Annotated in this window: 23 protein-coding genes and 1 other annotated feature; of the genes, 11 read left to right on the top strand and 12 right to left on the bottom strand. The window is 65.0% G+C overall.

All coding sequences use genetic code 11. The annotated features are described in order from the left end of the window. Window positions 1-212: 212 nt before the first annotated feature. On the top strand, window positions 213-803 hold the full coding sequence (locus tag ACFZAI_RS28640; RefSeq protein ID WP_391570258.1) for a hypothetical protein: 591 nt from the start codon (window positions 213-215) through the stop codon (window positions 801-803). Between the two features lie 146 nt (window positions 804-949). Beyond that, the gene (locus ACFZAI_RS28635) at window positions 950-1123 is read left to right on the top strand and encodes a CsbD family protein (RefSeq protein ID WP_054422140.1); all 174 of its coding nucleotides are present in this window, start codon (window positions 950-952) and stop codon (window positions 1121-1123) included. Window positions 1124-1190: 67 nt separating this feature from the next. On the opposite strand, the gene ACFZAI_RS28630 is transcribed toward ACFZAI_RS28635, so the two are convergent. Continuing rightward, window positions 1191-1532: a YqjD family protein gene (locus ACFZAI_RS28630; RefSeq protein ID WP_054422141.1), complete on the bottom strand. Its 342-nt coding sequence runs from the start codon at window positions 1530-1532 to the stop codon at window positions 1191-1193. Window positions 1533-2091: 559 nt separating this feature from the next. On the opposite strand from ACFZAI_RS28630, the gene ACFZAI_RS28625 reads away from it, so the two are divergent. After that, entirely contained in the window at window positions 2092-2343 is a 252-nt protein-coding gene (locus ACFZAI_RS28625; RefSeq protein ID WP_391570257.1) for a hypothetical protein, read from the top strand. Here the strand turns inward: ACFZAI_RS28625 and ACFZAI_RS28620 are convergent. Next, window positions 2329-3402, bottom strand: a complete 1074-nt coding sequence (locus ACFZAI_RS28620; RefSeq protein ID WP_391570255.1) for a DNA topoisomerase IB — start codon at window positions 3400-3402, stop codon at window positions 2329-2331. The two genes, ACFZAI_RS28625 and ACFZAI_RS28620, sit on opposite strands and share 15 nt — an antisense overlap. Window positions 3403-3587: 185 nt before the next feature. Here ACFZAI_RS28620 and ACFZAI_RS28615 point away from each other — a divergent pair, with 185 nt between their 5' ends. From ACFZAI_RS28615 to ACFZAI_RS28605, 3 genes are all read left to right on the top strand, one after another. Then, window positions 3588-3749 (top strand): hypothetical protein, encoded by a 162-nt coding sequence (locus ACFZAI_RS28615; RefSeq protein ID WP_391570254.1) that lies wholly within the window; start codon window positions 3588-3590, stop codon window positions 3747-3749. A 145-nt stretch (window positions 3750-3894) separates the two neighbouring features. Beyond that, the gene (locus tag ACFZAI_RS28610) at window positions 3895-4047 is read left to right on the top strand and encodes a DUF3309 domain-containing protein (RefSeq protein ID WP_006219570.1); all 153 of its coding nucleotides are present in this window, start codon (window positions 3895-3897) and stop codon (window positions 4045-4047) included. A 178-nt stretch (window positions 4048-4225) separates the two neighbouring features. After that, the gene (locus ACFZAI_RS28605; RefSeq protein WP_391570252.1) at window positions 4226-5182 is read left to right on the top strand and encodes a 2-hydroxyacid dehydrogenase; all 957 of its coding nucleotides are present in this window, start codon (window positions 4226-4228) and stop codon (window positions 5180-5182) included. Window positions 5183-5190: 8 nt separating this feature from the next. Here ACFZAI_RS28605 and ACFZAI_RS28600 read toward each other — a convergent pair whose 3' ends face one another. Then, window positions 5191-6027 (bottom strand): universal stress protein, encoded by an 837-nt coding sequence (locus ACFZAI_RS28600; protein ID WP_391570251.1) that lies wholly within the window; start codon window positions 6025-6027, stop codon window positions 5191-5193. Between the two features lie 178 nt (window positions 6028-6205). Next, window positions 6206-8326, bottom strand: a complete 2121-nt coding sequence (locus ACFZAI_RS28595) for an FUSC family protein (protein ID WP_391570250.1) — start codon at window positions 8324-8326, stop codon at window positions 6206-6208. A gap of 353 nt (window positions 8327-8679) precedes the next feature. On the opposite strand from ACFZAI_RS28595, the gene ACFZAI_RS28590 reads away from it, so the two are divergent. From ACFZAI_RS28590 to ACFZAI_RS28575, 4 genes are all read left to right on the top strand, one after another. Continuing rightward, a complete protein-coding gene (locus ACFZAI_RS28590) occupies window positions 8680-9585 on the top strand; it encodes an EAL domain-containing protein (RefSeq protein ID WP_391570248.1) in 906 nt (301 codons plus the stop codon). A 419-nt stretch (window positions 9586-10004) separates the two neighbouring features. After that, window positions 10005-10181 carry a hypothetical protein gene (locus ACFZAI_RS28585; RefSeq protein ID WP_391570246.1) on the top strand — a complete coding sequence of 59 codons (177 nt, stop codon included), beginning with the start codon at window positions 10005-10007 and terminating at the stop codon, window positions 10179-10181. Window positions 10182-10411: 230 nt separating this feature from the next. Beyond that, the gene (locus ACFZAI_RS28580; protein WP_391570244.1) at window positions 10412-11515 is read left to right on the top strand and encodes a DUF748 domain-containing protein; all 1104 of its coding nucleotides are present in this window, start codon (window positions 10412-10414) and stop codon (window positions 11513-11515) included. Window positions 11516-11647: 132 nt separating this feature from the next. Then, window positions 11648-13321 (top strand): ABC transporter ATP-binding protein, encoded by a 1674-nt coding sequence (locus ACFZAI_RS28575; protein WP_391570242.1) that lies wholly within the window; start codon window positions 11648-11650, stop codon window positions 13319-13321. Window positions 13322-13408: 87 nt separating this feature from the next. On the opposite strand, the gene ACFZAI_RS28570 is transcribed toward ACFZAI_RS28575, so the two are convergent. The 8 genes from ACFZAI_RS28570 to ACFZAI_RS28535 all read right to left on the bottom strand — a co-directional run bounded on the left by ACFZAI_RS28570 (window position 13409) and on the right by ACFZAI_RS28535 (window position 22894). Continuing rightward, window positions 13409-14875, bottom strand: a complete 1467-nt coding sequence (locus ACFZAI_RS28570; protein ID WP_391570241.1) for a SulP family inorganic anion transporter — start codon at window positions 14873-14875, stop codon at window positions 13409-13411. A 33-nt stretch (window positions 14876-14908) separates the two neighbouring features. Next, window positions 14909-14961 (bottom strand) — a sequence feature (sul1 is cis-regulatory element that is thought to sense ions involved in sulfur or methionine metabolism; They are found in Alphaproteobacteria). 162 nt (window positions 14962-15123) lie between these two features. After that, window positions 15124-17271, bottom strand: a complete 2148-nt coding sequence (locus tag ACFZAI_RS28565; protein WP_391570239.1) for a TonB-dependent receptor — start codon at window positions 17269-17271, stop codon at window positions 15124-15126. Window positions 17272-17319: 48 nt separating this feature from the next. Continuing rightward, on the bottom strand, window positions 17320-17724 hold the full coding sequence (locus tag ACFZAI_RS28560) for a DUF2946 family protein (RefSeq protein ID WP_391570238.1): 405 nt from the start codon (window positions 17722-17724) through the stop codon (window positions 17320-17322). A 48-nt stretch (window positions 17725-17772) separates the two neighbouring features. After that, window positions 17773-18486, bottom strand: coding sequence for an MgtC/SapB family protein (locus ACFZAI_RS28555; protein WP_054422153.1), 714 nt, complete (start codon window positions 18484-18486; stop codon window positions 17773-17775). A gap of 222 nt (window positions 18487-18708) precedes the next feature. Next, complete coding sequence (locus tag ACFZAI_RS28550; RefSeq protein ID WP_391570237.1) at window positions 18709-19029, bottom strand: hypothetical protein; 321 nt, start codon at window positions 19027-19029, stop codon at window positions 18709-18711. A 358-nt stretch (window positions 19030-19387) separates the two neighbouring features. Then, window positions 19388-20326, bottom strand: a complete 939-nt coding sequence (locus tag ACFZAI_RS28545; RefSeq protein ID WP_391570235.1) for a c-type cytochrome — start codon at window positions 20324-20326, stop codon at window positions 19388-19390. 2 nt (window positions 20327-20328) lie between these two features. Beyond that, window positions 20329-22095, bottom strand: a complete 1767-nt coding sequence (locus tag ACFZAI_RS28540; protein WP_391570234.1) for a GMC family oxidoreductase — start codon at window positions 22093-22095, stop codon at window positions 20329-20331. After that, a complete protein-coding gene (locus ACFZAI_RS28535) occupies window positions 22088-22894 on the bottom strand; it encodes a gluconate 2-dehydrogenase subunit 3 family protein (protein WP_391570233.1) in 807 nt (268 codons plus the stop codon). The genes ACFZAI_RS28540 and ACFZAI_RS28535 overlap by 8 nt, the downstream gene beginning before the upstream one ends. A gap of 116 nt (window positions 22895-23010) precedes the next feature. Between ACFZAI_RS28535 and ACFZAI_RS28530 the strand changes: the two genes are divergently transcribed. Further along, the gene (locus ACFZAI_RS28530) at window positions 23011-23469 is read left to right on the top strand and encodes a hypothetical protein (RefSeq protein ID WP_391570231.1); all 459 of its coding nucleotides are present in this window, start codon (window positions 23011-23013) and stop codon (window positions 23467-23469) included. The last annotated feature ends 128 nt before the right edge of the window (window positions 23470-23597 follow it).

Genomic DNA, 23597 nt, shown 5'->3' with positions numbered 1-23597 from the left:
GGCATGGCAGGGCGGAAGGCCCTTGCTGGCGCTTGTCCAGCAACCGCCGTGCCGCTGGGCGGGATTCATCGTGCTGCGCTGGGGTCTGGCACTCCAGGGATGGCACTTCGGGTCCGGCACTTCAGGAATGACACTTCAGGTATGGCATTTGCTGCCCCGTCCCGCACAGGCCCGATGGGAAGGCAAACGGGAAGGCAAACCGGGAGATTGCTATGTCATTAATCGTTGCTGCAAGGTTTCAGACCTTTGATCAGGCCACGGTGGCCGCGCAGAAGCTCTTTGCGGAAGGCTTTACCGAAGACGATGTGCACACTTTTTATATCAACTCAGCGGGTGAGCATGGCCGCTATCCGTTGGGCGGTGACCGCCTTGCAGACCCGGACTCCAAGGGCGGGCATGTGGGCGCGGTGGCGGGCGCGGCGGTGATGGGGCTGGTGTTCGCCCTCTTGGGCGGGTTGATCGCGTCGCGTCTGGCGTCATCCATCTTTATCGCCATCGCGGCGGCAGGCGTGGGCGCGTATCTGGGTGCGCTGGCGGGTGCGCTATGGATCATCGGCCGCAACAAGCGCCGGGCCGCCAACACCCCGCGCGCGCAAGAACCGCATCCGGCCGTGCGTCCGGCAGGCGTGATGCTGGCGCTGCACGTGGCCCCGGGCCAGGATGCGCTGGCGCGGCGGGTGCTGCGGGAATCGGGCGGGCGCGACATCGAACGCGCACAAGGCCGCTGGCAAGCCGGTAAGTGGGAAGACTTTGACCCGCTCAAGCCGCCGCACCCGGTCGAAGAGACCTCCACGATGTCGTGAAAACGGGGTCGTGCGGCGCGCGTCGACGGGACGCCGCCATCCTCCCCATTCCGGCTGCGGCGCGTTTAGGCACGCGGCTTGCTGTAAGAGGGCAGGTGCTGGCGACAGCGCCACCAACCATCAACGCGATGAAAAGTGAGAGAGCCATGAACAAGGACCAGGTGAAGGGCAGAGTCAACGAAGCCGTCGGCAAGGCGAAAGAAGTCGCCGGCAAGGCCACCGGCAGCACGTCCACCGAGTTGAAGGGGACGGCGCAAAAGGTGGCTGGCAAGACGCAGGCCGCTTACGGTGACGCCAAGGACAAGGTCGAAAAGTCGTAAGACGCACTTGGCCAACATGAAAAAGCCGGGGATTGCCCCGGCTTTTTTTGTGCGCGCGATGGCGGCGTTACTGCCGTCCGACAATCACGCCGAACAGGAATGCCGCACCCGCCACCAGCCCGACGGCTTGCCAGGGGCGCGCGTGGATGTATTCCTCGGTGCAGTCGATGGTTTCTCGCATCAGATCGCCCGCATTTTCAGAGGCCTCGCGCAAGCTGCTTCGCGTAGCGGCTAACTGATCCGCCAGGCGCGCCTTCAGCGCGTCAAGATCACCGGGATCGGCGTCACGCAAGGTCGCTTCAATTTCATCGATCCAACTTTCCGGATGGCGTGCGCGCCTGCGCAACCCACGATTATCCGGGCCATTCTCGGGAAAATCGGAAGGCAGAGGGGTGTTCGTAGAGGCCATCTGAAAGCTCCTGGCAGTCGGGCGCAGTGTCCGCCAGCGCGATCCGGCCCGTGCGGCCGCGTGGCGTGCCGAGGCCTCAAGCCTCGAGCATGTCTTGGCAAGCCAGTGTGCACGCCAGGCAGGCCCCGGCGCAAATCTGGCAATGCTCCATGTCCTGGTGCGGGGTGCATGCGCGGGCGCAGGCATCGCAGACCAAGGCGCACAAAGTACATAGCGCGGTAGAAAATTCCCCGTCGCGCGCCAACATGGCGGCGCACAGCCGGCACACGCTGGCGCAATCAATCGCCAGGCTGATGCAGCGCTTCATACGAGCTGCATTTACTTCCAGGCTGGCCGCCGCGCACTGGTCACATGCCACCGCGCATTCGTAGCAGGCTTGCACACATTGCTCGAAGTTTGGGTCTCGCATTGCATCTCCTTGTGAGTGCCCAGAGTGGCCGGCCACGGCGTGTGCGAGCTCGCCCGGCCACATCCGCTTGCAATTTGAAGTTGTTGCGCGTGCTTAGACGCGGGCGTTAGCCGTAGGATGAACCGTCGAAACCAGGCAGGAGAGACCCCGATGACATCCCGATCCGATTCGAAACCCGCCGCTTCCCCAAGCAAGGCGGAAGCGTTACCGGACAACGCTAAGATACTGCCGCCGCAAGGTCCCGTCGACGTGCCAAATCAACCGGTTAAACCAGACGCCTCGACACCCGACGAAGCCGCGCGCGACAAGCGGGTGGTGGTGGACGACGAGACCGAATCGAACTGGGCCGACGGCGCCGCGCCGCAGCCACGCGCGAAGAACGCGCGCTCATCCTTGTTCTGATTGGGCCGGGGCGGCGGCTGGCAGTTTTTCAAGAAACGCCAACAGCCGCCGCTCGCTTGCATCCAGTCCGCGCGGCCCGGCCGGGGCGCGGGCTTTGGCCGGCAGGTCGCCCGCCAGATAGGTGTCCAGCACGGCGGGGTGCACATAGCAGGCCCGGCATACCGCGGGCGTGTTGGCCAGACGTTTGGACACGTCCTTGATCACGTCGACCACTGCCTGCTTGGCCTGGGCGTCGTTCTCATAGGGCCGGGCTTGCAGCGCGGCGTACGCCATGACCGAACCGGCCCAGGTGCGATAGTGCTTGGCGGTGAAATCGCCGTTGCCCGCCGCGCGCAGATAGGCATTCACGGCCCCCGAATCCACGGGGTGCTTGCCGCCGTCTTCGTCCAGATATTGAAATAGCTGCTGCCCGGGAATTTCCAGGCAGCGCTTGATGATGCGCGCGACGCGGCGGTCTCTGACCGTCACGTCATGCGGCACGCCGCTCTTGCCTTGAAAGCGAAACCGGAACTGGCTGCCGGCCACGGTGGTGTGCCGGCGAGTCAGCGTCGTCAGCCCATACGATTTGTTTTCGCGCGCGTACTCGCGTGCGCCAATACGGATCAGCGTGGTTTCCAGCAAGCGCACCAAGGTGGCGATGACTTTCTCTTGCGCCAAGCCGGGCGCCTGCATGTCGCGCGCAACCTGGCGCCGAATGCGCGGCAGCGCCATGCCGAAGGCCAGCAGATTCTGATATTTGCCCGCGTCGCGCATCGCGGCCCAGGCGGGGTGATAGCGGTATTGCTTGCGTCCCCGGGCATCGCGGCCCGTGGCTTGCAGGTGGCCATGGGGCAGGGCGCAGATCCACACATCCTCATAGGCAGGCGGAATGACCAGCGCGTGGATGCGGGCGATTTCCGCCTCATCCTTCAAGCGTTTGCCGTCTTGATCGACGTAGTGGAACGTGCTGCCGTTGACGCGCACGCGCCGGTATCCGGGGTGCGTGTCGTCCACATAAACCAGCGGTGATTCGACGGCGGCGCACAGGGCCGGCTCGGCGGGCGATAGGCGGGTATCCATTCATTCTCCGGCTGCACGGACGGCGGGTGAGGCAAGTTTTCCCTTAGCAAGCGGCGTGCCATCAAGTGCTTTCCCGTATGGCGGCGCAGTTTGGGCACGGCGCTTGCTGAAAGGGCGGGCAGCAAGACTAAGACCCGAAGTCTGGTCGCTGACGTCCCAGCTGACGTCCCTTTAAGGAGAGTGCCATGCAAGACTCGATGCAACTACACGTGCCGCCCAAGCCCGATCCGATTCCGCCGGGATCGCCGCCGGGTGATTTGCCGGTGGAACCGGATACCGATGAGCCGGAGGTGGATTTGCCGCCGCTGTCTCCACCGATCAAGGAAATCGATCCGCCCAAGCGTTGATGCCAGTGATGCTGGATCTCGCCGCTGAATAAAACGAAACAACAAGATCGAAGTACGTAAGTTCGTATCACTAAGATCGAATCACTAAGATCGAATCACTAAGATCGAATCACTAAGATCGAATCAAACAAGACGAGGAGTCATCATGTCGACCATCCTGCTGATCATTCTGATCCTGCTACTCATCGGCGCCGTGCCCGCTTGGCCGCACAGCAGAAGCTGGGGCTATTACCCCAGCGGCTTGCTCGGCATCGTCGTGATCGTGCTGATCGTGATGCTGCTGATGGGGCGAATATAAGCGCCTGACGGTTGCCTGACGGCGGCTTGCCACGCGGCAAGTACGCCGAGCCAACTGGGTTGATAGGGGAATGGTCGCCCGCTGGACGGCGGGTGGCGTCTCTGGGTAGCGCAGGGGCCGGACGAGGCGTAAGATTTCCCGCCTTGATACCGACCTTCGCCCATCCCGTTACGCCAATATGACCATTCCCCTATTAGTTTTGATCGATAGCGTGCATGACTACCTGCCCGCTATTGAAGCGCGTGGCTTCCAAGCCGTGTACGCACCCACCGCCCAGGCGCGCGCGGACGCCATTGCGCAACACGCGGACGATATCCGCGTTGTGCTGACCCGCGGCGCGACGGGTTTTCGCGCCGACGAGATCGCGGCGCTGCCCAAGCTTGAGCTGATCTGTTCGCTGGGCGTGGGCTACGAGAACATTGATCTGGCGGCCGCCGCCGCACGCGGCATCATCGTCACCAATGGCCCCGGGGCCAATGCCGTGTCGGTGGCCGACCACGCGATGGCGCTGCTGCTGGGCGCCGTACGCCATTTGCCGCAAGCCGACGCCTGGGTGCGTCAGGGCCACTGGAGCGGGTTCATGGGGCCGCAAGTCACCGGAAAACGGCTGGGCATCCTGGGGCTGGGCACCATCGGCCTGGAAATTGCCAAGCGCGGCGCCAATGGCTTTGGCATGAGCGTCGGCTATTACAACCGGCGCGCGCGCCCGGAATCCGGCTACACCTATTTCGATAACCCGCGTGATCTTGCGGCGGCGTCAGACTTCCTGGTGGTGGCCACGCCCGGCGGCGCGGGTACGCGTCATCTGGTGAACGCCGAAGTGCTGGACGCGTTGGGCCCCCACGGCTACCTGGTGAACATTGCGCGCGGCAGCGTCGTGGATACCGACGCCTTGATCGCCGCGTTGGCGGAAGGCCGCATCGCGGGCGCGGGCCTGGATGTGGTCGATGGCGAACCCGTTGTTCCCGAGGCGCTGAAGGCGTTGACGAACGTGGTGCTGACGCCGCATAGCGCCGGCCGTTCGCCTGAAGCGGTCGAGGCCACCGTGACGTTGTTCCTGCAAAACGCCACGGCGCATTTCAGCGGCCAGGCCGTGCTGACGCCCGTGTTGGACGCGCAGGCCGAAGCCGCCTGATCCGGGGCTTAGTGCGAGAACATGACCGGCACGGTCATGCTCTTCAGGATCGAGGCGGTGGCCCCGCCCATCGCCCATTCGCGGAACTTGCTGTGGCCATACGCGCCCATCACGATCAGGTCGGCGCTATGGTCGGCCGCGGCGTTCAGGATGGTGCTGCCCACCCCCACACCCTTGATGTCGCGGCGCACGTGGTTTGGCGCCGGCATGCCCTGGGCGACGCAATAGGTGGCCAGGTCTTCAAACGGCACGGCTTCGCCTTTTGATGAGGCACCGCCTTCGTCCATGGTCAGCATCACCAGGTGCGACGCCAGACGCAGCGCGGGCGCGGCGTCGGCCAGCGCGCGGGCGGCCTCACGGCTGCCGTCCCAGCACACCAGCACGCGGTCGCCCACGGCGGAAAATTCGCCGCTGGACGGCAGCACCATCACGGGGCGGCCCGCGGTCAGCAGCATCTGTTCGACAAATTCGGTTTCGTGCGCGGCTTCCACGTCGTCCGGGTTGAACTGGCTGACGATGACAAGGTCGCTTGTGCGGGCGTAGAGCGCCACGCTGGCGCTGGGCGAGGCCTCTCCGGCGCGCACCACCGCCGGCACATCGGCGGCGGCCGCCGCGTCCAGGAACGCATTCTGAACCGCGCCCCGGTTTTGCGCCTGAATTTCCTTCATCACGCTTAGCGTGCGCGACATCAGTACCGATTCGCCGTAGTAATACTGCGGCGGCGCGGCGCTGGCGTAAATGCCGACGAGCTCGGCCTTGTGGCGCTTGGCGAGCGACAGCGCCAATGCCGTGCGGCGGGTGCAATCGAATCCGTGGTCCAGATGGACGGAAATGCGGCGATACATGGCGGCCTCCTTAGTAAGCGTTCCATCTCTGCATGGTTGCGCTTATCAGGCAGGCCGCTATTGATGCGCATCAAGCCGTCTTGATATAGCCGGGGCTGGCGCAAGGCAGTGCCGGCCTTGGCGCAGGATAGGGCGGGAGCCGCCTAAGGTATCGCCGGGCTTGGGGGGACAGGGTTGGCTAGCGTGCGGGGTCTTTTTCGATGCGGTCCCGCAGTTGCCGCACCTGGCGCGCCTGCTGCGCAATGCGGTCCAGCGGTCCGGCCAGCGCCGGGTCGGCCCTGGCAATGGCCGGCGGCACCGCCAGTTGCCGCGGCGGCACGTCCTGGGCGCCGTCCTGCGGATGCAGCGCATGCGCCAGGACCAGGCCGTATTCGCGTAGGGCCTGTGCCGCCGGTGCTTGGGGCGACAGCGCCGGCTGGATTTCCAGCACGGTGCCTGCTGCGGTGATGCGCCGCATGGCATTCAATAAATTCACGGCGGTGTCCACGTTGCGGTCGCGGTGCACGGGGTTCTGCTGCAAGCGCTGCATCGACGCCTCGGCGTTGTCGGCTGACAGGCAGGCCAGGCGTCGCAGGCCGACGATATCCGGCGTGTCGGGCTCGCCGCTTTTCTGCCGGATCAGCGCCAAGGCGTAGGCGGCGTGGCGCTCCAGGGCGCGGGTCAGGGCGCCTGCCAGCTGGCGGGGTTCTTTTTCCGGCCAAACCAAAAAGCCCACCAGTAACGCCAGGATGCCGCCCAGCACGCTGTTGAACGCACGCAGCGCAGCCAGCATGGGTTCATAGATATCCGGCTGCTGAATATGGCTGACCAGCACAAACTGCGACGTCAGAAAGAACGTGAACAGGGCGTAGTGGATGGTGCGCGCGGCGAATGTGCCTAGCGCGATGGGCAGCACAGCCAGCGCAACCGACAACGGTGTGCTTAGCAACAGGCCCAATAACGACGCGCCAATGGCGCCCGCCACACTGCCGATCACGCGTTCGACGGTGCGCTGCCAGGTGGTGGCGAAGTAGGGTTGCAGGATGAACACCAGCGTCAACGACATCCAATAGCCATGGTTGACGGCGAACGTTTTGGACAAGGCCACGGCGATGGTCGCGCCGATGCCCACCCGCAATGCGTGGCGGAACGCATCGGATTCAACGCCCAGGTTTTGCCGCAACGTGCGCCAGGCCTGACGCGCGCGGCTGCCGATGCCGGGGCCTTGCGCGGGCGCGGCCGGGGCGTCGCCCTGGTCGAACAGCGCCTGCATCACGGATTGCGCGGTATGCAGCATGCGGTCCAGCACCGGCACCACGGTGGCCAGATCGGGCGCATAGGCCATGGCGCCGCCGCGCAGGTCGTGCAGGCCGGCGCTGTAATGGGCCAGCCGTTCACGCAGGCACTCGGCCTGCTTGGCGTCGCTGACATCCGACGTGCTGGCGATGGCGTTGCACACGCTGGCGTAGCGGTGCAACGCATGGGACAGGTGCGCGCCGGCGCTGCGGCCCAGCCAGCGCGGCGCGTTGGATTCCAGCAGGTCCGCCGCCGCAACCAGGGCGATGAAACTGTCTTCCGCGCTGTCCAGCAGATACATCAGCTGATGCGCGCGGGCGCGCCGCGACGGGCGCGCGTCCTGCACTTCGCGGATACGGACGCGGGCGGCTTCCAGCGCCGCGCGCTGGGCGCTGCGTTGGGGCTTGGTGACGGCCGTCCAGGCTTGCTGCCCGGCGGCGGGCGTCAAGCCGGAATACATGCGCGCCAAAGCGTCGGCAAAATCCGCCAGGCCGCGATAGCAATGCGCCACGGCGTGAGTGGCGTCTTTCCAGGGGCGGCGGCGCCAGACCAGCGCCGTCATCAGAATGGCCCAGACCGCGCCGGCCAGAAAGAACAGCGTGTACGACAGGCTTTCTGTGAGCGTCGGCGCGGGCAATTCGGCGGCGACGACGAAGCCGGCCGACAGCAGCGTGCCGACAATGGCGGCCGCCGGCCCCAGCACGCGCAGCAGTCCGCCAAACGTGCAGCAGATGAACGTCAGCGGCAACAGCAGCCACAGATGCCCGGCGCTTGCGCTGGCCAGAAAGCAGAAGAGGGCGCCGATCACCCCCAACGCCAGCATGGAGCCTGCACGTTGCCGCAGCGGGCCGCCGGGGTCGCCGAAGCAGGCCCAGAAGGCCGCAATGGCGGTCCAGCCCAGGCGAGGTTCATGCGCCAGCACGGCAAGAATGACAGGGGCCGCGCTGATGGCGGCGGCTTGCAGGGCGTCAAGCCAGAGGACGTTGCGCAGTGATGCGCGCCAACGGGAAAGCAGATTTGTCACGCGGAATGTGAAGCAGCAATTAGGCCCAATGGCCGAAAGACGCAAACCCTACCATGTCGACAAGCGGGCGCGAGGAAAGCGGGCGGAAAGTTCGGGGGATGCGTATCGCGCGCTCTCGTGCAGCCCTTTTAATCACGAATAGTTACATCTATGTGTTCTTACGACATCATATGTGCAAAATTGCCTGGAACAATTGCGCAACATGGCATAAAAAAGCACTAGCGGTACCGCGCGCCGAAAAATTCGTCGGCGCGCTTGCGGTAAGCCGGAAGTGAATACTCATGTCCTGAAGTGCCTCTATCTGCGCCCGGACAGCGCAGGCCATTTTCAAGAGGCGCGCGAGGAGCGTAGACATGACACCGAATCACGAGGCTTCCACGAGCTCGGTGGTCAGCGATGACGAAATCGCGGCCATGGTGGCAGGTAAGGATGGATTGCGGGTGCTCTTGCAGCCGCAGATGGATTTGCTGACCGGCAAGATCGTGTCGGCCGAAGCGCTGGCGCGATGGCATCATCCCCGCTTGGGGCTCGTCATGCCCGCCGAGTTCATTCCCGCCATCAATCGTATGGGCCTGGACAGGCAATTGTTCGAGCGCGTCTGCCTGCGCGTCATCGACACATTGCTGACGATGCGCCGGGCGGGCGTGGCCGTGCCAATTGCCGTCAACGCGCCCGCCACCACCTTGTCCGATGAACGCGCCGTGAATTTTCTGCTGGACCGCATCCGCGCGGCCGAACTGCCGGCGTCCTTGGTGCGCGTTGAGCTGACCGAAGACGAACCCATCAAAGAATTGGATCTGCTGCGCGCCTCGCTATTGAAGCTGGAAGACGCGGGCTGCGAGGTCAGCCTGGACGACTTCGGCACCGGCCACGCGTCGCTCAAGCTGCTGTCGGCTATTCCCCTGTCTGAAGTAAAGATCGACCAATATTTCGTCACCCGCATGCGGCGCAGCGCCGTGGCGTTCGAAGTCTTGCGCTCGGCCGCCGAATTAGCCACCCGCATGGGCTGGCGCGTGGTTGCCGAAGGCGTGGAAAACGTGGCCGACGTGCCGGCCTTGCGGGCGGCGGGCTGCCGTTACGGGCAAGGTTATGCGTTAGGGCGTCCCATGCCGCTGGACGCTTTGATGCTGCGCCTGCGCAGCCAACGCGACGGCGTGGAGCCGTTGTTGGCCTCGGCCAACTACGCCTCATCCTGGATCGAAGCCTTTGACGGCAGCGAATCCGAACCGGCCATTCCCAAGGGCGTGGTCACGCAGTAAGCCGTGAAGTCCGCCGTGTAGTAAGTCCTGCATTAGTCCTGCATTAGTCCCGAGGCAGTGCCCGCGGCAGTCCTGAGGCGCTGGCCGGCAGGGCGGTAATTTTTACCGGCCGGGGCGTGGTGTCATCTGCGGATCATCTGCACGTTTTCTCCACCTACGCAAGCTTCATTGGCCCAGCAGCGGCCCATCACCGGCCCATCACCGGCCCATCACCGGCTCCTCACCGGCTCCTCACCGGTTCATCAGCGGCCCATCACCGGTTCATCACTGGTTCATCGCCCGATCCTCGCCCAATCCTCACCCCGAAGAAACGGGGACTCTGAAAACCCTATCCTCCCGCCGCCTTCAGAGCTCGCTTAGGCACGTCAGTTGCTACACCTGGTTCAGCGGAGTCCTTTCCGCCTACTAGGAGACTTGTAATGTCCAACCAGAATCAGCCCGACCAGCAGAAGCAGCCCCAAAAGCAGCAGGCTCAGGAAAACCCCAAGGATCGTAACCAGCAGGGCCAGCAGCCCGGTCAAGCCGGCCAGACCGCCGACAAGGGCCAAGGTCAAGCGGGCCAAAATCCGGGTCAGCAAAACAAGACCCAGCGCTAGCACCCTGATCGCGCCTTGAGTCCGCATACCGGCAGCGCGCATCCCGACGGCCCCGTCCGCGCCTTCGCGCACGGACGGGGCCGTTTGCATTGGGTTTGCGTTGGGTTTGGGTTTGCATTCCGGACGGGTTAGCTGCCATCATCCTTTTCGGCCATTGAAACTTACCGCGCGATCTCTGACGATGCGCTGTTGACATTGCACTTGTCCAACCCCGTCCATCCAGGAACTCTATGAGCACGAACGCCGTTGCGCCACGCCAGCGATCCGCCTTGACCACCACGCTGGTAGTGGTGCTTGTGTTGATTGCGTTGGCTGCCGTGTTGGCGTTTGCGGCAACCCGAATCGTTGAGCAGCGCATCGCGGGCATGCTGGGCCCGCGCGGCCAGGTCGCCGACATTCAGGTGGGGTTTCACCAGGTGGTGCTGACAGAGGTCAACGTGCCCGGTTCGGCGAATCAATCGGCGGTAAGCGCAAAACGCGTGGTGCTGGAACCGGAATGGTCGGCCTTCTTGCGGCATGAAGCCGTGTTCAAAACCGTTGTCGTCGAAGGCTTCAATTTTTCGGTGATCCGGGGCGCGGACGGCGACATGCAGATCGCGCCGGCGTTGCAGACCGCGCTGCATTCGGGCGATGGCGGCGATGGCAAATCGCGGCGGCCCATGCCGGTTCATGTGGGTGAACTCATCTTGCGCGACGGCCGTCTGGACTATCTGGATGCGGTGGTCGCCAAGCCCCCCCATCGCATTCCCTTCAAAAATGTGCAGGCGCGATTGAGCCCGCTCGCCATTCCTGGCGATGGCACGCAGAGCAACATGGAATTCAACGGCGTCGTGGAAGACAACCGCAACGGCGAAGCCACGGTCCATGCGCAGGGCTGGCTGGTCGTGGGCAGCACGGATGCCGACATGAAGGTGGCCGTGCGCAACATGGATATTCGCCATGCCGCGCCTTACTTGTCGGCAAACGGCGCCGGCACGCTGACGGGCGGCGCCATGGATCTGGACATGACAACCAGGATCGCCAAACGCGAGTTGCGCGCCTCAGGCACCGTCGCCTTGCGCGGTCTGCAATTCAGTGGGGATGGCTCGCTGTTTTCCCTGCCGCGCAAAGCCGTGCTGGCCGCCATGAAAGACAAGTCCGGCGCGCTGCGCTTCGAGTTCGCGCTGCGAGGCAGCCTGGACAACCCCAAATTCTCGGTCACGCGGGGCTTCGCCGCGCAAGTGGCGCGTGGGTTCGGCCGCGCGATTGGCGTCGGCGCCGAAGGCGCGGCGCAGGGTGTGGGAGGCGCGGTCAAGGAATTGGGCGACGCTATCTCCGACATGCTCAGCCCCTGACGGGCAGCGCGGGCCGTATCTGGACGGCAGGCGGCGCGCGCCGCATGAGCAAATGAGGAATCGGCATTTCTCGGGCGGCAGGCGCAAGCCTATCATCGGCAGCTGGTCTTATCCGAACTGCCGAGCCGTCTCATGCGTAGCCCCTCCCAGCCGTCCCCGTCGTCGTCGCACGCCTTGCTGCGCATCGAAAACCTGACGGTGGACCTGCCGCCGGGCGCCGACCGCCAGCATGCGTTGAAAGACGTATCCCTGACGATCAACGCCGGCGAAATTCTCTGCGTGGTGGGCGAAAGCGGGTCAGGAAAATCGCTGACGGCAGGCGCCATTCTTGGCCTGTTGCCCCAAGACGTGCGCGCAAGCGCCGGCCAGATTCTATGGCAGGGCGAACAAGATCTGTTGCGCTTGCCTGCCGAGGCCTTGCGGCGTTTGCGCGGCCAGGGCATCGGCATGATCTTCCAAGAACCGATGACGGCGCTGAACCCGCTGCGCACCATCGGCGACCAGATTGCCGAGGTCTTTCGCACGCACACCCGCCTGGGCCGCGCCGAGATCCGCACGCGTACGCTGGCCTTGCTGGAGTCAGTGCGGCTGCCCGAGCCGGCGCAGGCGCTGGAGGCGTACCCGCACGAACTGTCGGGCGGACAGCGCCAACGCGCCATGATCGCAATGGCGCTGGCGCTGGAACCTGCGCTGCTGATCGCTGATGAACCCACGACCGCGCTGGACGTGACGACGCAGGCGCAGATTCTGCACTTGATCCATGACCTGCAACGCCGCAAAGGCACGGCCGTGCTGTTCATCACGCACGACTTTGGTGTGGTGGCCGAGATTGCCGACCGCGTCGCCGTGATGCAGCGCGGCGTGCTGGTGGAAAGCGGCGCGGCCGAACAAGTGCTGGAACACCCGCGACACCCGTACACCCGCGCGCTGATCGCTGCCGTGCCCCCATTGGAACCGGCCGCGGCAAGAGCGGGCGGCCTTGACGATGCGCCGGTTATTCTCAGCACCGACGCGCTGTCGAAGACTTACCGCAAGCGCGGCTGGCTGGGCCGTGCGGGCCGCGTCACGCATGCGGTCGACGGCGTGTCCATCACGCTGCACGAAGGCGGCACCTTAGGCATTGTGGGGGAAAGCGGGTCGGGAAAATCCACGCTGGCGCGCACCTTGCTGGGCCTGGTGCCGCCCGATGCAGGCGCCATCACGCTGGCGGGCAAACCGTTGGTGTTCAAGGGCGGTAGCGCGAAGCTGGAACATGCCAGGCGCGTACAGATGGTGTTCCAGGACCCGTATGGCTCACTGAACCCGCGTCAGCGCGTGGGGGAAATCGTGGCGCAAGGCCCGATGGTGCACGGCACGCCGCGGCGCGAAGCCATGGCGCGCGCGGCCGAATTATTTGAACTGGTGGGATTGTCGGCAGACGCCATTCGCCGTTACCCGCACGAATTCTCTGGCGGGCAGCGCCAGCGCGTGGGCTTGGCGCGCGCGCTGGCGATGCAGCCGCGCGTGCTGATTGCGGATGAACCCGTTTCGGCGCTGGACGTATCGGTGCAAGCGCAGGTGCTGGCCTTGCTGGCGCGGCTGCGCGACCAGTTGGGCTTGTCCATCGTCTTCATCACGCACGATTTGCGCGTGGCCGCCCAGGTGTGCGACCACATCGCGGTGATGAAAAGCGGCCGCGTGGTGGAATCTGGCGTGTGCGCCGACGTATTCCGCCAGCCCGCCCACCCTTACACACAGGCCTTGCTGGCGGCGGTGCCAGGCAAGAAGTGGAACCCGGCAGAAGTCGCCCTGCGCCTGGCCGCCTGAAGCAGAACTGCCTGAAGCCGAATCGCCTGAAGCTGAACTGCTTGAAGCCCAACCGCCTGAAGCCGAACCGCCTGCATCCACATCGTATTAATGCGCGCCCGGCGCAGCCGGCGCGCCATGCTTGCCGATGAGCGTCGCGCTGGCCTCGTTCAGCCCGATGACGTCCACGTTCCGGCCCGCACGGCGCAGCTTCGCCACGGTTTTCTCCAGGGCGTCCACGGCGGAGATGTCCCAGAAGTGCGCCGCCGACAGATCCATCACCACCGTGTTGACCGGCTCATGAAAGTCGATGTTGGCGGCGAACCGGCTGGCCGATGCGAAGAACACCTGTCCGGCGTAGCGGTACGTGCGCGTGGCGCCGTCTGCCGACAGGTGCGACGTGACGTTCAGCATGCGCTTTACCTTGCCGGCAAAGAACAAGCCGCTCAGCACGACGCCGGTCAACACGCCCCGGGCCAGGTCGTGCGTCCAGAGCACCACCAGCACGGTCGCCAGCATCACCACTGACGACTGCCACGGATGCGAGCGCAGGTTGCGAAACGAGCGCCAGTTGAACGTGCCGATCGACACCATGATCATCACCGCCACCAGCGCCGGCATCGGAATGCGGGCCACAAGCGGCCCCAGCACCACAATCAGGAACAGCAGGAACGTGCCTGCCACGAAGGTGGACAAGCGCGTGCGTCCGCCCGAACGCACGTTGATCACCGACTGCCCGATCATGGCGCAACCGCCCATGCCGCCCAGAAAACCCGTGACGATATTGGCGATGCCCTGGCCCTTGCATTCACGGCGTTTATTGCTGGGGGTATCGGTCATGTCATCGACGATTTGCGCCGTCATCATGGATTCCAGCAAGCCCACGGCCGCCATCGTCACCGAGTAGGGCAGGATGATGCGCAGCGTGTCCAGTGTGAACGGCACGTCGGGGATCATGAACGAGGGCAGGGCCGACGGCAGCGCGCCCATGTCGCCCACCGTGTTGACGTCCAGCCCGCCGTAGATCGACACCGCGGTCATGGCGATGATGGCCACCAGCGGCGACGGCACCGCGGTCGTCACGCGCGGCAGCAGGTAGATGATGGCCAGCGCGGCCGCGATCATGGCGTAGGCCACCCAGGTGACGCCGGTCAGTTGCGGCAATTGCGCCATGAAGATCAAAATGGCCAGCGCGTTGACAAAGCCCGTCACGACGGAGCGCGACACGTATTGCATCAGCAAGTCCAGCCGCAGGAAGCCGGCCGCGATCTGCACCACGCCCATCAGCACGGTGGCGGCGAACAGGTAGCCGATGCCGTGCTCGCGCACGAGCGGGGCCACCAGCACCGCAACCGCGGCCGTCGCCGCCGAGATCATCGCCGGGCGGCCGCCCGTGAAGGCGATGATCAACGCAATGGAAAATGAGGCGTACAGCCCAACGCTGGGGTCGACGCGGGCGATGATGGAAAAGCCGATGGCTTCAGGGATAAGGGCAAGCGCGACAAGCACGCCAGATAGAATGTCGCCGCGCGGATTGGACATCCAGCTGCGGCGTAGCTGCGACAGAAAAGACATGTGTGGGTTCGGAATGCGTCCGAGATCGCTTGGAGTTGTCCGAGGGATAGGCGCCCGGCCGAGCCACCCGGCATGCCGGGTCCACGAGGACCGCGATGCCGGTCCGCCACCTCCGTTGCAGAGGCGGCGGGCGGAATTGTACACCCCGCTGTACCGGCGGGAGCGGCCAGGGAGGCCGCACCCCGCGCCGACGTACGAGCGCCCCGGGCCCGACCTGCTTCTGTTGTCAGGCGGGGTGCTGGCGGTACTTAGAAGCGGTAATTCGCGCTGAGCTCCACGCGCCGGCCTTCACCCACCAGCCATTGCGTCTGGTTGTAGTAAGCGGTTTCCGCGTACTGGCGGTCAAACACATTGAAGGCGCGCAGCGCCAGGGTGAGGTCACGGCGGGGCTCCCATTGCAACGCCAGGTTGGTGGTGGTGTAACCCGCCATTTCCAACCGGTTGGCCGCGTCCGCATAGCGCTTGCCCACGTACCGCACGCCCGCGCTGGCCGTCCATTGCGGCGCGAACTTCCAGCTGAGCCAGGCATTGGCCACGCGCTCCGGCACATCGGTCGGCACATTGCCATTGCGCGAGACCGACACGCCGCCCACCGATTCGTTGAAGTCGTCATAGCGCGCGCGCAGCGCCACGGCGTTCAAGTCCAGGCGCCAGGCCGGTGTCAGCTCCACCCCCAGCGTGGCCTCCACCCCGCGCGACGATTGCTCTCCGACCTGAATGCGCAGCGACGGGTCGTTGGGGTCGCGCGTGACCAGGTTGCTCTTCTTGATGTGATAGGCGGCCAAGGTCCATTGGCCCTTGTTGTCCCAGAAGGTTTGCTTCACGCCAATTTCCAGTTGCTTGCCCTGCGAGAGCTCGTAGTTCTTGTTGGCGGGCGACAGCAGCAGCAAGCTGCCGATGGGGTCGGCGGCCTGGGCGTACTGGGTATAGACCGACACCGTGGGCAGCACGTCGTACACCGTCCCCACGCGCCAGCCCACGTTGTTGTAGGTGGTGCGAAAGGCGGTTTCATCGGCAACAAGGTCGCGGCGCTTCAGGTCGATGTGGTCATACCGCAGCCCGGCCAGCACCGACCAGCGCGCGTTCAGCATCAAGCGGTCTTCGGCAAAGAAGGCGGCCTGGCCGGCGGTGTTGCGATACCGCGGCGTAGTGCCGGCGACGTTGATAAAGCGGCCATGGTCGACGTCATACGGGTCCACCAGCGACGTGCCGGAATAGGGCGAGTTGTTGGTGTGCTTGAGCGAGGCGCGGTTCAGTTCGAAACCCACCGCCACCTTGTTCGCCAGGCCGAACAGATGGCCGTCAAAGGCGGCGTCGGTGACGGTGCCCACCTGTTCCTGGTCGTGTCGGATATCCGTGTAGCCGCTGCGCTCGATCAGCCCGCTGGGCAGCCATGTGTAGTTTTCAGCGTCGCGGTAGTCGCGCTTGCTGCCGATGGCGTAGACGCGGCTTCTGACCAGGGTCGCGGGGTTGGGCGACCATTCCGCCTTCAGCTCGGTGCGGCTGTCGCGATAGATGATCTTGCTGTCGGCGACGTTGTAATTGTGTTTGGCCAGCCCGTAATCCAGGGCGCCGTCGACTAGCGGGGTGCCGAAGTAGCGGGTGGGTTCTTGCCACGCGTAGGCCTGCGTCAGCGTGAAGTTCAGCTCGGGCGACACGTCCAGGCGCACGGCGGCGGTGAGGGCGGCGTCGCGCGAATCCCCCAGGCTGATGCCGGAATCGGTGTGGTTGCCGCTGACGTCCAGCCGGTATGACCACTTGTCGTCCAGCGCGCCGCCGCTTCCAAAGCCAAAGCGCTGGGTGTCGTGCGTGCCAATGGCCGTCATGAATTCGTTTTCGATGGGGCCGCGCGTGGGCTTCTTTGGAATGACGTTCACGACGCCGCCGATGGCGCCTTCGCCATACAGCACGGAGGCGGGGCCGCGCAGCACTTCGATGCTGTCCACGGCCCAGGGGTCATACATGAACGTTTGGCCGACGCCGCCATATTGGCGCACGCCGTCATACAACTGAGCGACCGAGTTGGAATCCGTAAACCCGCGCGATGACAATGATGACCCGCCGTTGCCGGGGTGGCGCATGGCGGTGATGCCGGCGGCCTGTGTGATGGCGTCGGTGACGGTGGTGGCGCCGCGCGCACGCAACTGTTCGTTGCTGATGATCTCGATGCTGGCGGGCGTTTCGAACGGCGTCAGGCCCAACAGCGTGCCGGTGGCCGAGGGCGCAAGCAAGGTGGGCGATGGCGTATCGCCCGACACCGAAATGGCGGGCAGGGTGGCGACGGGCGCCGATTGCGCGAGCAGCGCGGATGGCGTGGAAAAAACAGAGGCGAGCGCGGTCCAGACGGCCACGCGCCGCTTCAGGACGCGACGCGTCCCGGCGGGATAAAAAGACATGAGTGCTCTCGGTAAGCGATGACAGGCCGCGCGCAGGCGGCAACGGAATTAGCGCAATACCGAGGGCAGGGGCGGGGCGCGCGCGCCCAGCGGCGCCCCAATAAGAGAGACGTGAACCGGTGCGGGCGGCGCGCGTGCCGCCCAGGGATGCGCCATGACGGCGGCCGCCGCCACGCGCAAAACGGGTGTAGACGGCAGCGCCACGGCGGCCAGCGCCATGCCCACGGGGCAGGTGGCCGCTTGCGCCGCATGGCGTTCGTCGGGCGCCGTGTCTGGTTTGGACGGGCCTTGCACCCAGATCGGGCCGGCTGCCGAACACAGCTGGATCAGCGTGCCGCCCTGATGGGTGGCGGGCATGAAGCCCTGCGGCACAATCGCCTTCAACGCGAACAGCATCAACACCAGCCACAGGCCGGCGTTGCCGCGATGCAGGAAAGGAACAGGGCTGCGCATGATCGGCGCTCATTCTAGAGCGTTTCGGCAGGCGCGTCGCCCCTTGCGTCAGACCGTGCGCGCGGCCCAGAACGCCGTGCGCACCGCAGGCGATGCGGCAATGCTGGCGGTGACGCGGTCCAGGTCCAGCTCATCCACCGAGGCCTCGCTGAGCGCGGCTTCAATCTCGACTTCGTTCTCGCCGAACTGATCGATCTTCAATTCCGACAGCGGCAGCTGCTCGGCTTCCAGCACGTCTTCCAGCACGGTCATGGCAGCTTGGCGGTGTTCCACGTTCGCAATCACATGAATCACATTGGTGACTTCCGAGGTTTGCGAATCCAGCGGCTGGCGGTTTACATAGCTGACCACGGGGCGCAGCAAGGTGTTGGCGGCCAGCACGAAGGCGGTGGCCGCCACGGCTTCCAGCATCAAGGACGCCCCGGCGCACGCGCCGATGGCGGCCGAGCCCCACAACGTCGCCGCGGTGTTCAAGCCGCGTATGCTGCCGCCTTCGCGCATGATGGCGCCCGCGCCCAGGAAGCCGACGCCAGACACCACGTAGGAAATGACGCGAGCGCCGCCGTCATCGCCGGCGACGCGGAACGCCAGGTCAACGAAAATGGCCGCGCCCACGGACACCAGCACATTGGTGCGCAGCCCCGCGGTACGTTGACGGAACTGACGCTCGAAGCCGACGATGGCCCCCAGCACGAAGGCGGTCGTCAGGCTGACCAGGGTATTGGCCAGCGTCAGGTATTGGATGTTGTCGAAGTTTTTCATTGTTGTGTCCTGCTTTGTTCAGGCTTCCTTGATTCAGCCGTTCTTAGTTCAGCCGTTCTTGGTACGGCCCTTCGTGGTTCAACCCTTCCTACGGCAGCCGCCAGATGGATTCCACGACCAGCCCCAGCCCAATCAGCCAGATCAGCACCAGCGCAAGCACGCGCGCCAGCAGCAAGACCTTGTACGGGTCTTTCATGACAGTCTCCTTGCAGCGTGTGGTGATCAAGCCGGCAGTACGGCGATTGAGGCGCCCGCGTCGCTTTCCCACTGCACGCGGCGCACGTCGGGGCTTTGGCCCAGGCGCAGCGCAACGGCATTGAGCAGCTTGCGCAGGTGCGGCGGGCAGCGCAGGGTGACAACCGTTGAGGCCAGTTGGTCGGCTTCGCCGCGCGAGACGCGCACGGTCAGCACCGGAAGGTCCAGCGCTTGCAGCTCGAAGTACAACTGCTTGCGCAGTGCGGGCAGCACGGCGCTGAGGCTGACGATGGTGAATTGATAGACCGGCGTTGCCGCCGGCGCTTGGAAGCATTGCTCGATGCGCATGTTCGTCTCCTTGAAGGGGGAGTACGGTGGAAGGTCCACAGGCATGCGCCGCCTGACCGGCAGAATGCGCGCGCAACAAGGCACGCGTATCGCGTCGGCAAGCTTTTGGGGGAGAGGGGTAAAGACCCAAGTCCTGGCTGTTCGCAGGACTTAGCGGAAAGAGGGTTTCCGCGAATCCTGCGTCAAGCGGCGCTAGCAGTCGGTGTTCGACTACATCCGTCGTTGTCCACAGTGATCTCTAAGTGGTTGAAAGTGCCCGGAGTTTACCGCGCACCTAGGGTAAATACCAGGAAAAATTTCTGGGGGGAGGGGGAAGGGTCATGCGGCGCTTTGCAGCCCGCGCGCCTGACCCTTCCCATCACTTCGGCTGCGGAGGCGGGCCGGCGTAGTACAGCGCCAGCGCTTCGATTTCGCTGTCGGTCAGGCGCTGCGAAAACGCACGCATGACGCCCACGTCGTCGTTCTGGCGCGAGCCATTGCGAAAGGCGTTCATCTGGTCCGTGAAGTATTCCTTTGATTGGCCTGCCAGGCGCGGCAACAAGGGTCCTTCGCCCAGGCCACGCAGCCCGTGACAGTTGGCGCAGGCCGGTAGCGCGCGGCTGCCATCGCCTTGCACATCCAGCTTGCGGGCCGCTTCGCCGCCGAATTCGCCCACGTGCATCGGCGGGCCGGCCAACGTGCCGTAATAGGCCGCGACCTGGCCAATTTCCTGTTCGGTGAGCCCGCGTGCAATGGTGTTCATCAAGGGTTGGACACGCGTGCCGCTGCGAAAATCGGCTAACTGCTTGGCCAGGTACTCGCTGCTTAAGCCCGCCAGGTTCGGGAAGATGCCGCCGGTAGGCGTGATGCCGGCCGAGCCATGGCAGGCGATACAGGCTTGCACGCCCGCGCCGGGTTTGCCGTTGGCGGCCAGTTGCTTGCCGGCTTCGGGATCAGCGCCGCGCAGAAATCCCTCCCAGGCCGGGCGAGACGCACTGAAGTCCAGCGCGCTGCGGCCCGGCACGGGGGCAGGCGGTTTAAGTGCGGCCGCTGGTGCTTGTGCGGATGCCGAAGCCGATGCAGGCGCCGAAGCAGGCGCGGGCGCCGAAGCCGAGGCAGGTGCTGCTGCTGGCGACGATCCCGCCGCTGGCGCCGCCGGGGCCTGAGCCGGCGGCGCCGCGGCCGTCACCGCAGCCGCGCGGATCAAACCGTCGCCGCCCGTGCCGATCATCTGGTGGGCGGTGGCGATCAGTGTCACCGCGGGCGGCGCCATGATCAGCAGGACGGCGATGGTAATGCCTTTGCGATGTTCAATCATGATCACACCAGCCGCCCCGGCGAACGCAGGTAGTCCGCCTTGATTTTTTCGACGATCCAGTAGGCGGTGGCGCCTACGGTGCCTGTCGGGTTGTAGCCCGAGTTCTGCGGAAACAGCGCCGCGCCCGTCACGAATACATTGGGCACGTCCCAGCTTTGCCCGTAGCGGTTGACGACGCTGGTCTCGGGGTTGTCGCCCATGGCCGCGCCGCCCGTCAGGTGGGTGGACTGATACGCGGTAGCCGAGAACGGTTTCTTGCGCGGCCCGGGTTCGGTTCGCACGATGCCCTTCATGGCGCGCCCGATTTCATCGCCCTTGTCGGTCAGGAACGCCGACATGCGGATGTCGTTATCCGGAAAGTCATAGGTCACGCGCAGCAGCGGCAAGCCCCATGCATCTTTATAGGTGGGGTCCAGGCTCAAGTAACCGCCGCGCCACGGTTGGGCGGACCCGGTGATGGTGATGGAGGCCGAGTGGTTGTAGTAGCGCTTGACCGCCTTTTTCCAGTCGGCGCCCCAGGTGGGCGTGCCTTTGGGGGTGGGGTGGTAGCCAATCGGCGCGCCGCTGACGACCTGGATTTGCAGATAGCCGCCGCCCACGAACCCGTGCGGCCCGTGGTCGAAGTTGTCGGCGCTGAAGTCGTCCATGGTGACGGCCACGGCGCCCGCGCCCATGAACGGGTTGATGTTGACGGACTCATCAAAAAACAGATTCACGCCGGACGTCGTCTGGTGCGTGTAGTTGCGGCCGACGACGCCCGTGTCCGTCACGGGGTCATAAGGCTTGCCAATGCCCGACAGCAGCAGCAAGCGCACGTTGTTGATGCCAAAGGCGCACAGCACCACGATCTCGGCGGGCTGAAAGACCTCTTCGCCGGCGGCATCCACATAGGTCACGCCCCGCGCCCGCTTCTTGTCCGGCGTAAGCTCCACGCGCAGCACGTGCGCGCCGGTGCGAATTTCGAAGTTCTCCATCTTCATCGCCACGGGCAGGATACAGACCTGGGGCGAGGCCTTGGCGAAGTGTTCGCAGCCGAAGTTCGAACAGAAGCCGCAATACACACAGGCGCTCATGTGCAGCCCTTCGGTGTTCACGTAGGGCCGGGTACAGAGCGCCGACGGCTGCACATAGGGGTGATAGCCCAGCTTTCGGGCGGCCTCGCCGAACAGCGCGGGCGCGTACGGCACTTTCATCGGCGGGTTGGGGTAGGGGCGCGAACGCCAGGGTTCGAACGGGTTGCCGCCTTCCTGCTTCTGGCCCTTGATGTTGCCGGCCTGGCCAGACGCGCCGATCAGGTAGTCGTAGCGGTCGAAGTACGGTTCCAGTTCGTCGTAGGTGAGCGGCCAGTCCTGACAGGTCAGTTCCTTGTCGAAGATCTTCGCGCCATAGCGTTCGGTGTAGTGGCTGCGTATGCGGAAATCCGTGGGGTCGAAACGGTAGTACGCGCCCGACCAGTGATTGCCCGCGCCGCCCAGATGCGTGCCGGGATACGCGAATTGCCAACGGCGCATGGGCAGCGCCTTTTGGTCGGTGGAATTGCGAAACGTGAAGGTCTCGGTGGCGGCGTCCTGATGCAGCTCGTGCCGGCGCGTGTACTTCAATTCATCGTGCACGTTCGGGCCTTGGAAGTCGGGGGACGGCCAACGCGCCTGCCCGCGTTCCAGCACCACCACGCGCTGCTTGGCCGCCGCCAGCTCCTTGCCAATGATGGACCCGGTCCACCCGCCGCCGATAATCGCCACATCCACCGCGGGTAAGGTCTTAGCCATGTCCGTCTCCCGGCTTCATGTTGTGGCTGACGGCATTGGCGATGGATACCGGTTTGCCGGCCCAGATCACGCCATGGCGTTCGATGTCGTTTGAGAACGAGGCGAACGCGCCGGGAAACCCCACCAGCTTCCATCCCACCATGTCGGCGTTGCCGCCATACAGCGGGTCAGAAAAGAAGCCTTCGATGGTGGCGTCCAGCAAGGCTTGGAAAAACACATCGGACGGCAGCGGTGAAAAATCCGGTTTGCCGGCCTGCAAGTCATGAAGCCAGGCGTCCTGCCTGGCTTCATCGAGTTCTGCGTAGGGCTTGCCGTCTTGCTTGCGGGTGGCGGCGTCCAGGGCGGCCAAGCCGCGCCGGATCATCTCGGCGGGCGTGAATGACAACTGATAACCCTGTTCCGGCGTGCCTTTTTCAAACGGACCCTGCCGGTAAAACTGACTGCCCGCGCCCCAGGCGCCAGCCAGCTGCTCGTCCAGGAAGCGGGTGACGCCGGCTTCTTTCGCGCCGGGTCCAAGCTCGTCGGCGGGGATCAGCCGCGCGGCAATGGCGTCCATCGCCAGCGCTTCCTGGGCATTGAAGAATTTGTAGGTGCGGTTGGCGGGAGAGGCGGCGGGCGGGCTGGCGCCATGCCCGGTGGCGGGCGGGGACTCGCCGGGTGCGCCGCGCGCCGTGACGGCCCATGCGGCGCCGGGTACGCCTACCGCCAACGCTTTGAGAAGTCCGCGCCGTCCAGCCAAGGGCTGATCGGCGGGAGCAGGGGGGCTCAGGGGTTCATTGTCCGGGGCTTGCTCGTCCATGCATCACTCCAGCATCGGGGCAGGCACGAAACTTGCCCCTTGTCGAAAGAGATACCGCAACACTTCGCTAATCCGTCGGCGCTTAGTTTGTCACTGTTTTAGATTGGGAGACAACAATGAAAAGCCACAAACTGCTACTGCTATTCCCACTCCTTGCAATATTGCCCTGGCATGCGGCCAGCGCGCAGTCGCGCGAGACCACGCTGGTGGCGCAGGCCGCGCCGCCCACCATGCCCATGCCTACCGCGGATGAAAAGACCGCGCCGGCGAACGCCATCGGCAAGCCCGTCCCCGGTGCGCGGATGGACGACGGGAAGAAAATGCCATCAACCGAAGAAACGGATGCGCAGAACAAGGCCGGTTCCAGCCCCAGGCAGGATGACCCGGGCGCGGACACCCGCAGCCAAGGGCAGGGCAAACCGGGTGACACGCGCACAACGCCGGATGCCGGCAAGGCGCCCATGCCGGATGGAAAATCGACCACGCCGGGTGGCAAAACCGGTGCGCCGGATAACGCCGGCATGCCTGGTTCGGGTGCGTCGTCAGGCTCAGGCGGGTCTGCTGACCCGCGTTAGGTCAGGGTTGTCCCGTCCATGCAGGGAATGTAGATTCAGGTAAGATTCAGCTTCCTGTAAGAACGAGAGCACGGCGGTACTTGCGCGTGACGGCTGCCCCTGGCAGGCCTGCGATTGCCGCCCACTAT

Source organism: Achromobacter sp. NPDC008082 (genome assembly GCF_042957345.1).
GTDB lineage: Bacteria > Pseudomonadota > Gammaproteobacteria > Burkholderiales > Burkholderiaceae_B > Achromobacter > Achromobacter kerstersii_A.
This window is presented reverse-complemented; position numbering and strand designations above follow the sequence as displayed.

Coding starts and splice junctions, on each gene's coding strand:
- ACFZAI_RS28635 (WP_054422140.1), top strand. CDS start 950: ATGAACAAGGACCAGGTGAAGGGCAGAGTCAACGAAGCCGTCGGCAAG.
- ACFZAI_RS28600 (WP_391570251.1), bottom strand. CDS start 6,027: ATGTATCGCCGCATTTCCGTCCATCTGGACCACGGATTCGATTGCACC.
- ACFZAI_RS28580 (WP_391570244.1), top strand. CDS start 10,412: ATGAGCACGAACGCCGTTGCGCCACGCCAGCGATCCGCCTTGACCACC.
- ACFZAI_RS28555 (WP_054422153.1), bottom strand. CDS start 18,486: ATGAAAAACTTCGACAACATCCAATACCTGACGCTGGCCAATACCCTG.
- ACFZAI_RS28545 (WP_391570235.1), bottom strand. CDS start 20,326: ATGATTGAACATCGCAAAGGCATTACCATCGCCGTCCTGCTGATCATG.
- ACFZAI_RS28625 (WP_391570257.1), top strand. CDS start 2,092: ATGACATCCCGATCCGATTCGAAACCCGCCGCTTCCCCAAGCAAGGCG.
- ACFZAI_RS28560 (WP_391570238.1), bottom strand. CDS start 17,724: ATGCGCAGCCCTGTTCCTTTCCTGCATCGCGGCAACGCCGGCCTGTGG.
- ACFZAI_RS28605 (WP_391570252.1), top strand. CDS start 4,226: ATGACCATTCCCCTATTAGTTTTGATCGATAGCGTGCATGACTACCTG.
- ACFZAI_RS28585 (WP_391570246.1), top strand. CDS start 10,005: ATGTCCAACCAGAATCAGCCCGACCAGCAGAAGCAGCCCCAAAAGCAG.
- ACFZAI_RS28610 (WP_006219570.1), top strand. CDS start 3,895: ATGTCGACCATCCTGCTGATCATTCTGATCCTGCTACTCATCGGCGCC.
- ACFZAI_RS28620 (WP_391570255.1), bottom strand. CDS start 3,402: ATGGATACCCGCCTATCGCCCGCCGAGCCGGCCCTGTGCGCCGCCGTC.
- ACFZAI_RS28590 (WP_391570248.1), top strand. CDS start 8,680: ATGACACCGAATCACGAGGCTTCCACGAGCTCGGTGGTCAGCGATGAC.
- ACFZAI_RS28570 (WP_391570241.1), bottom strand. CDS start 14,875: ATGTCTTTTCTGTCGCAGCTACGCCGCAGCTGGATGTCCAATCCGCGC.
- ACFZAI_RS28535 (WP_391570233.1), bottom strand. CDS start 22,894: ATGGACGAGCAAGCCCCGGACAATGAACCCCTGAGCCCCCCTGCTCCC.
- ACFZAI_RS28540 (WP_391570234.1), bottom strand. CDS start 22,095: ATGGCTAAGACCTTACCCGCGGTGGATGTGGCGATTATCGGCGGCGGG.
- ACFZAI_RS28575 (WP_391570242.1), top strand. CDS start 11,648: ATGCGTAGCCCCTCCCAGCCGTCCCCGTCGTCGTCGCACGCCTTGCTG.
- ACFZAI_RS28630 (WP_054422141.1), bottom strand. CDS start 1,532: ATGGCCTCTACGAACACCCCTCTGCCTTCCGATTTTCCCGAGAATGGC.
- ACFZAI_RS28640 (WP_391570258.1), top strand. CDS start 213: ATGTCATTAATCGTTGCTGCAAGGTTTCAGACCTTTGATCAGGCCACG.
- ACFZAI_RS28615 (WP_391570254.1), top strand. CDS start 3,588: ATGCAAGACTCGATGCAACTACACGTGCCGCCCAAGCCCGATCCGATT.
- ACFZAI_RS28550 (WP_391570237.1), bottom strand. CDS start 19,029: ATGCGCATCGAGCAATGCTTCCAAGCGCCGGCGGCAACGCCGGTCTAT.
- ACFZAI_RS28530 (WP_391570231.1), top strand. CDS start 23,011: ATGAAAAGCCACAAACTGCTACTGCTATTCCCACTCCTTGCAATATTG.
- ACFZAI_RS28565 (WP_391570239.1), bottom strand. CDS start 17,271: ATGTCTTTTTATCCCGCCGGGACGCGTCGCGTCCTGAAGCGGCGCGTG.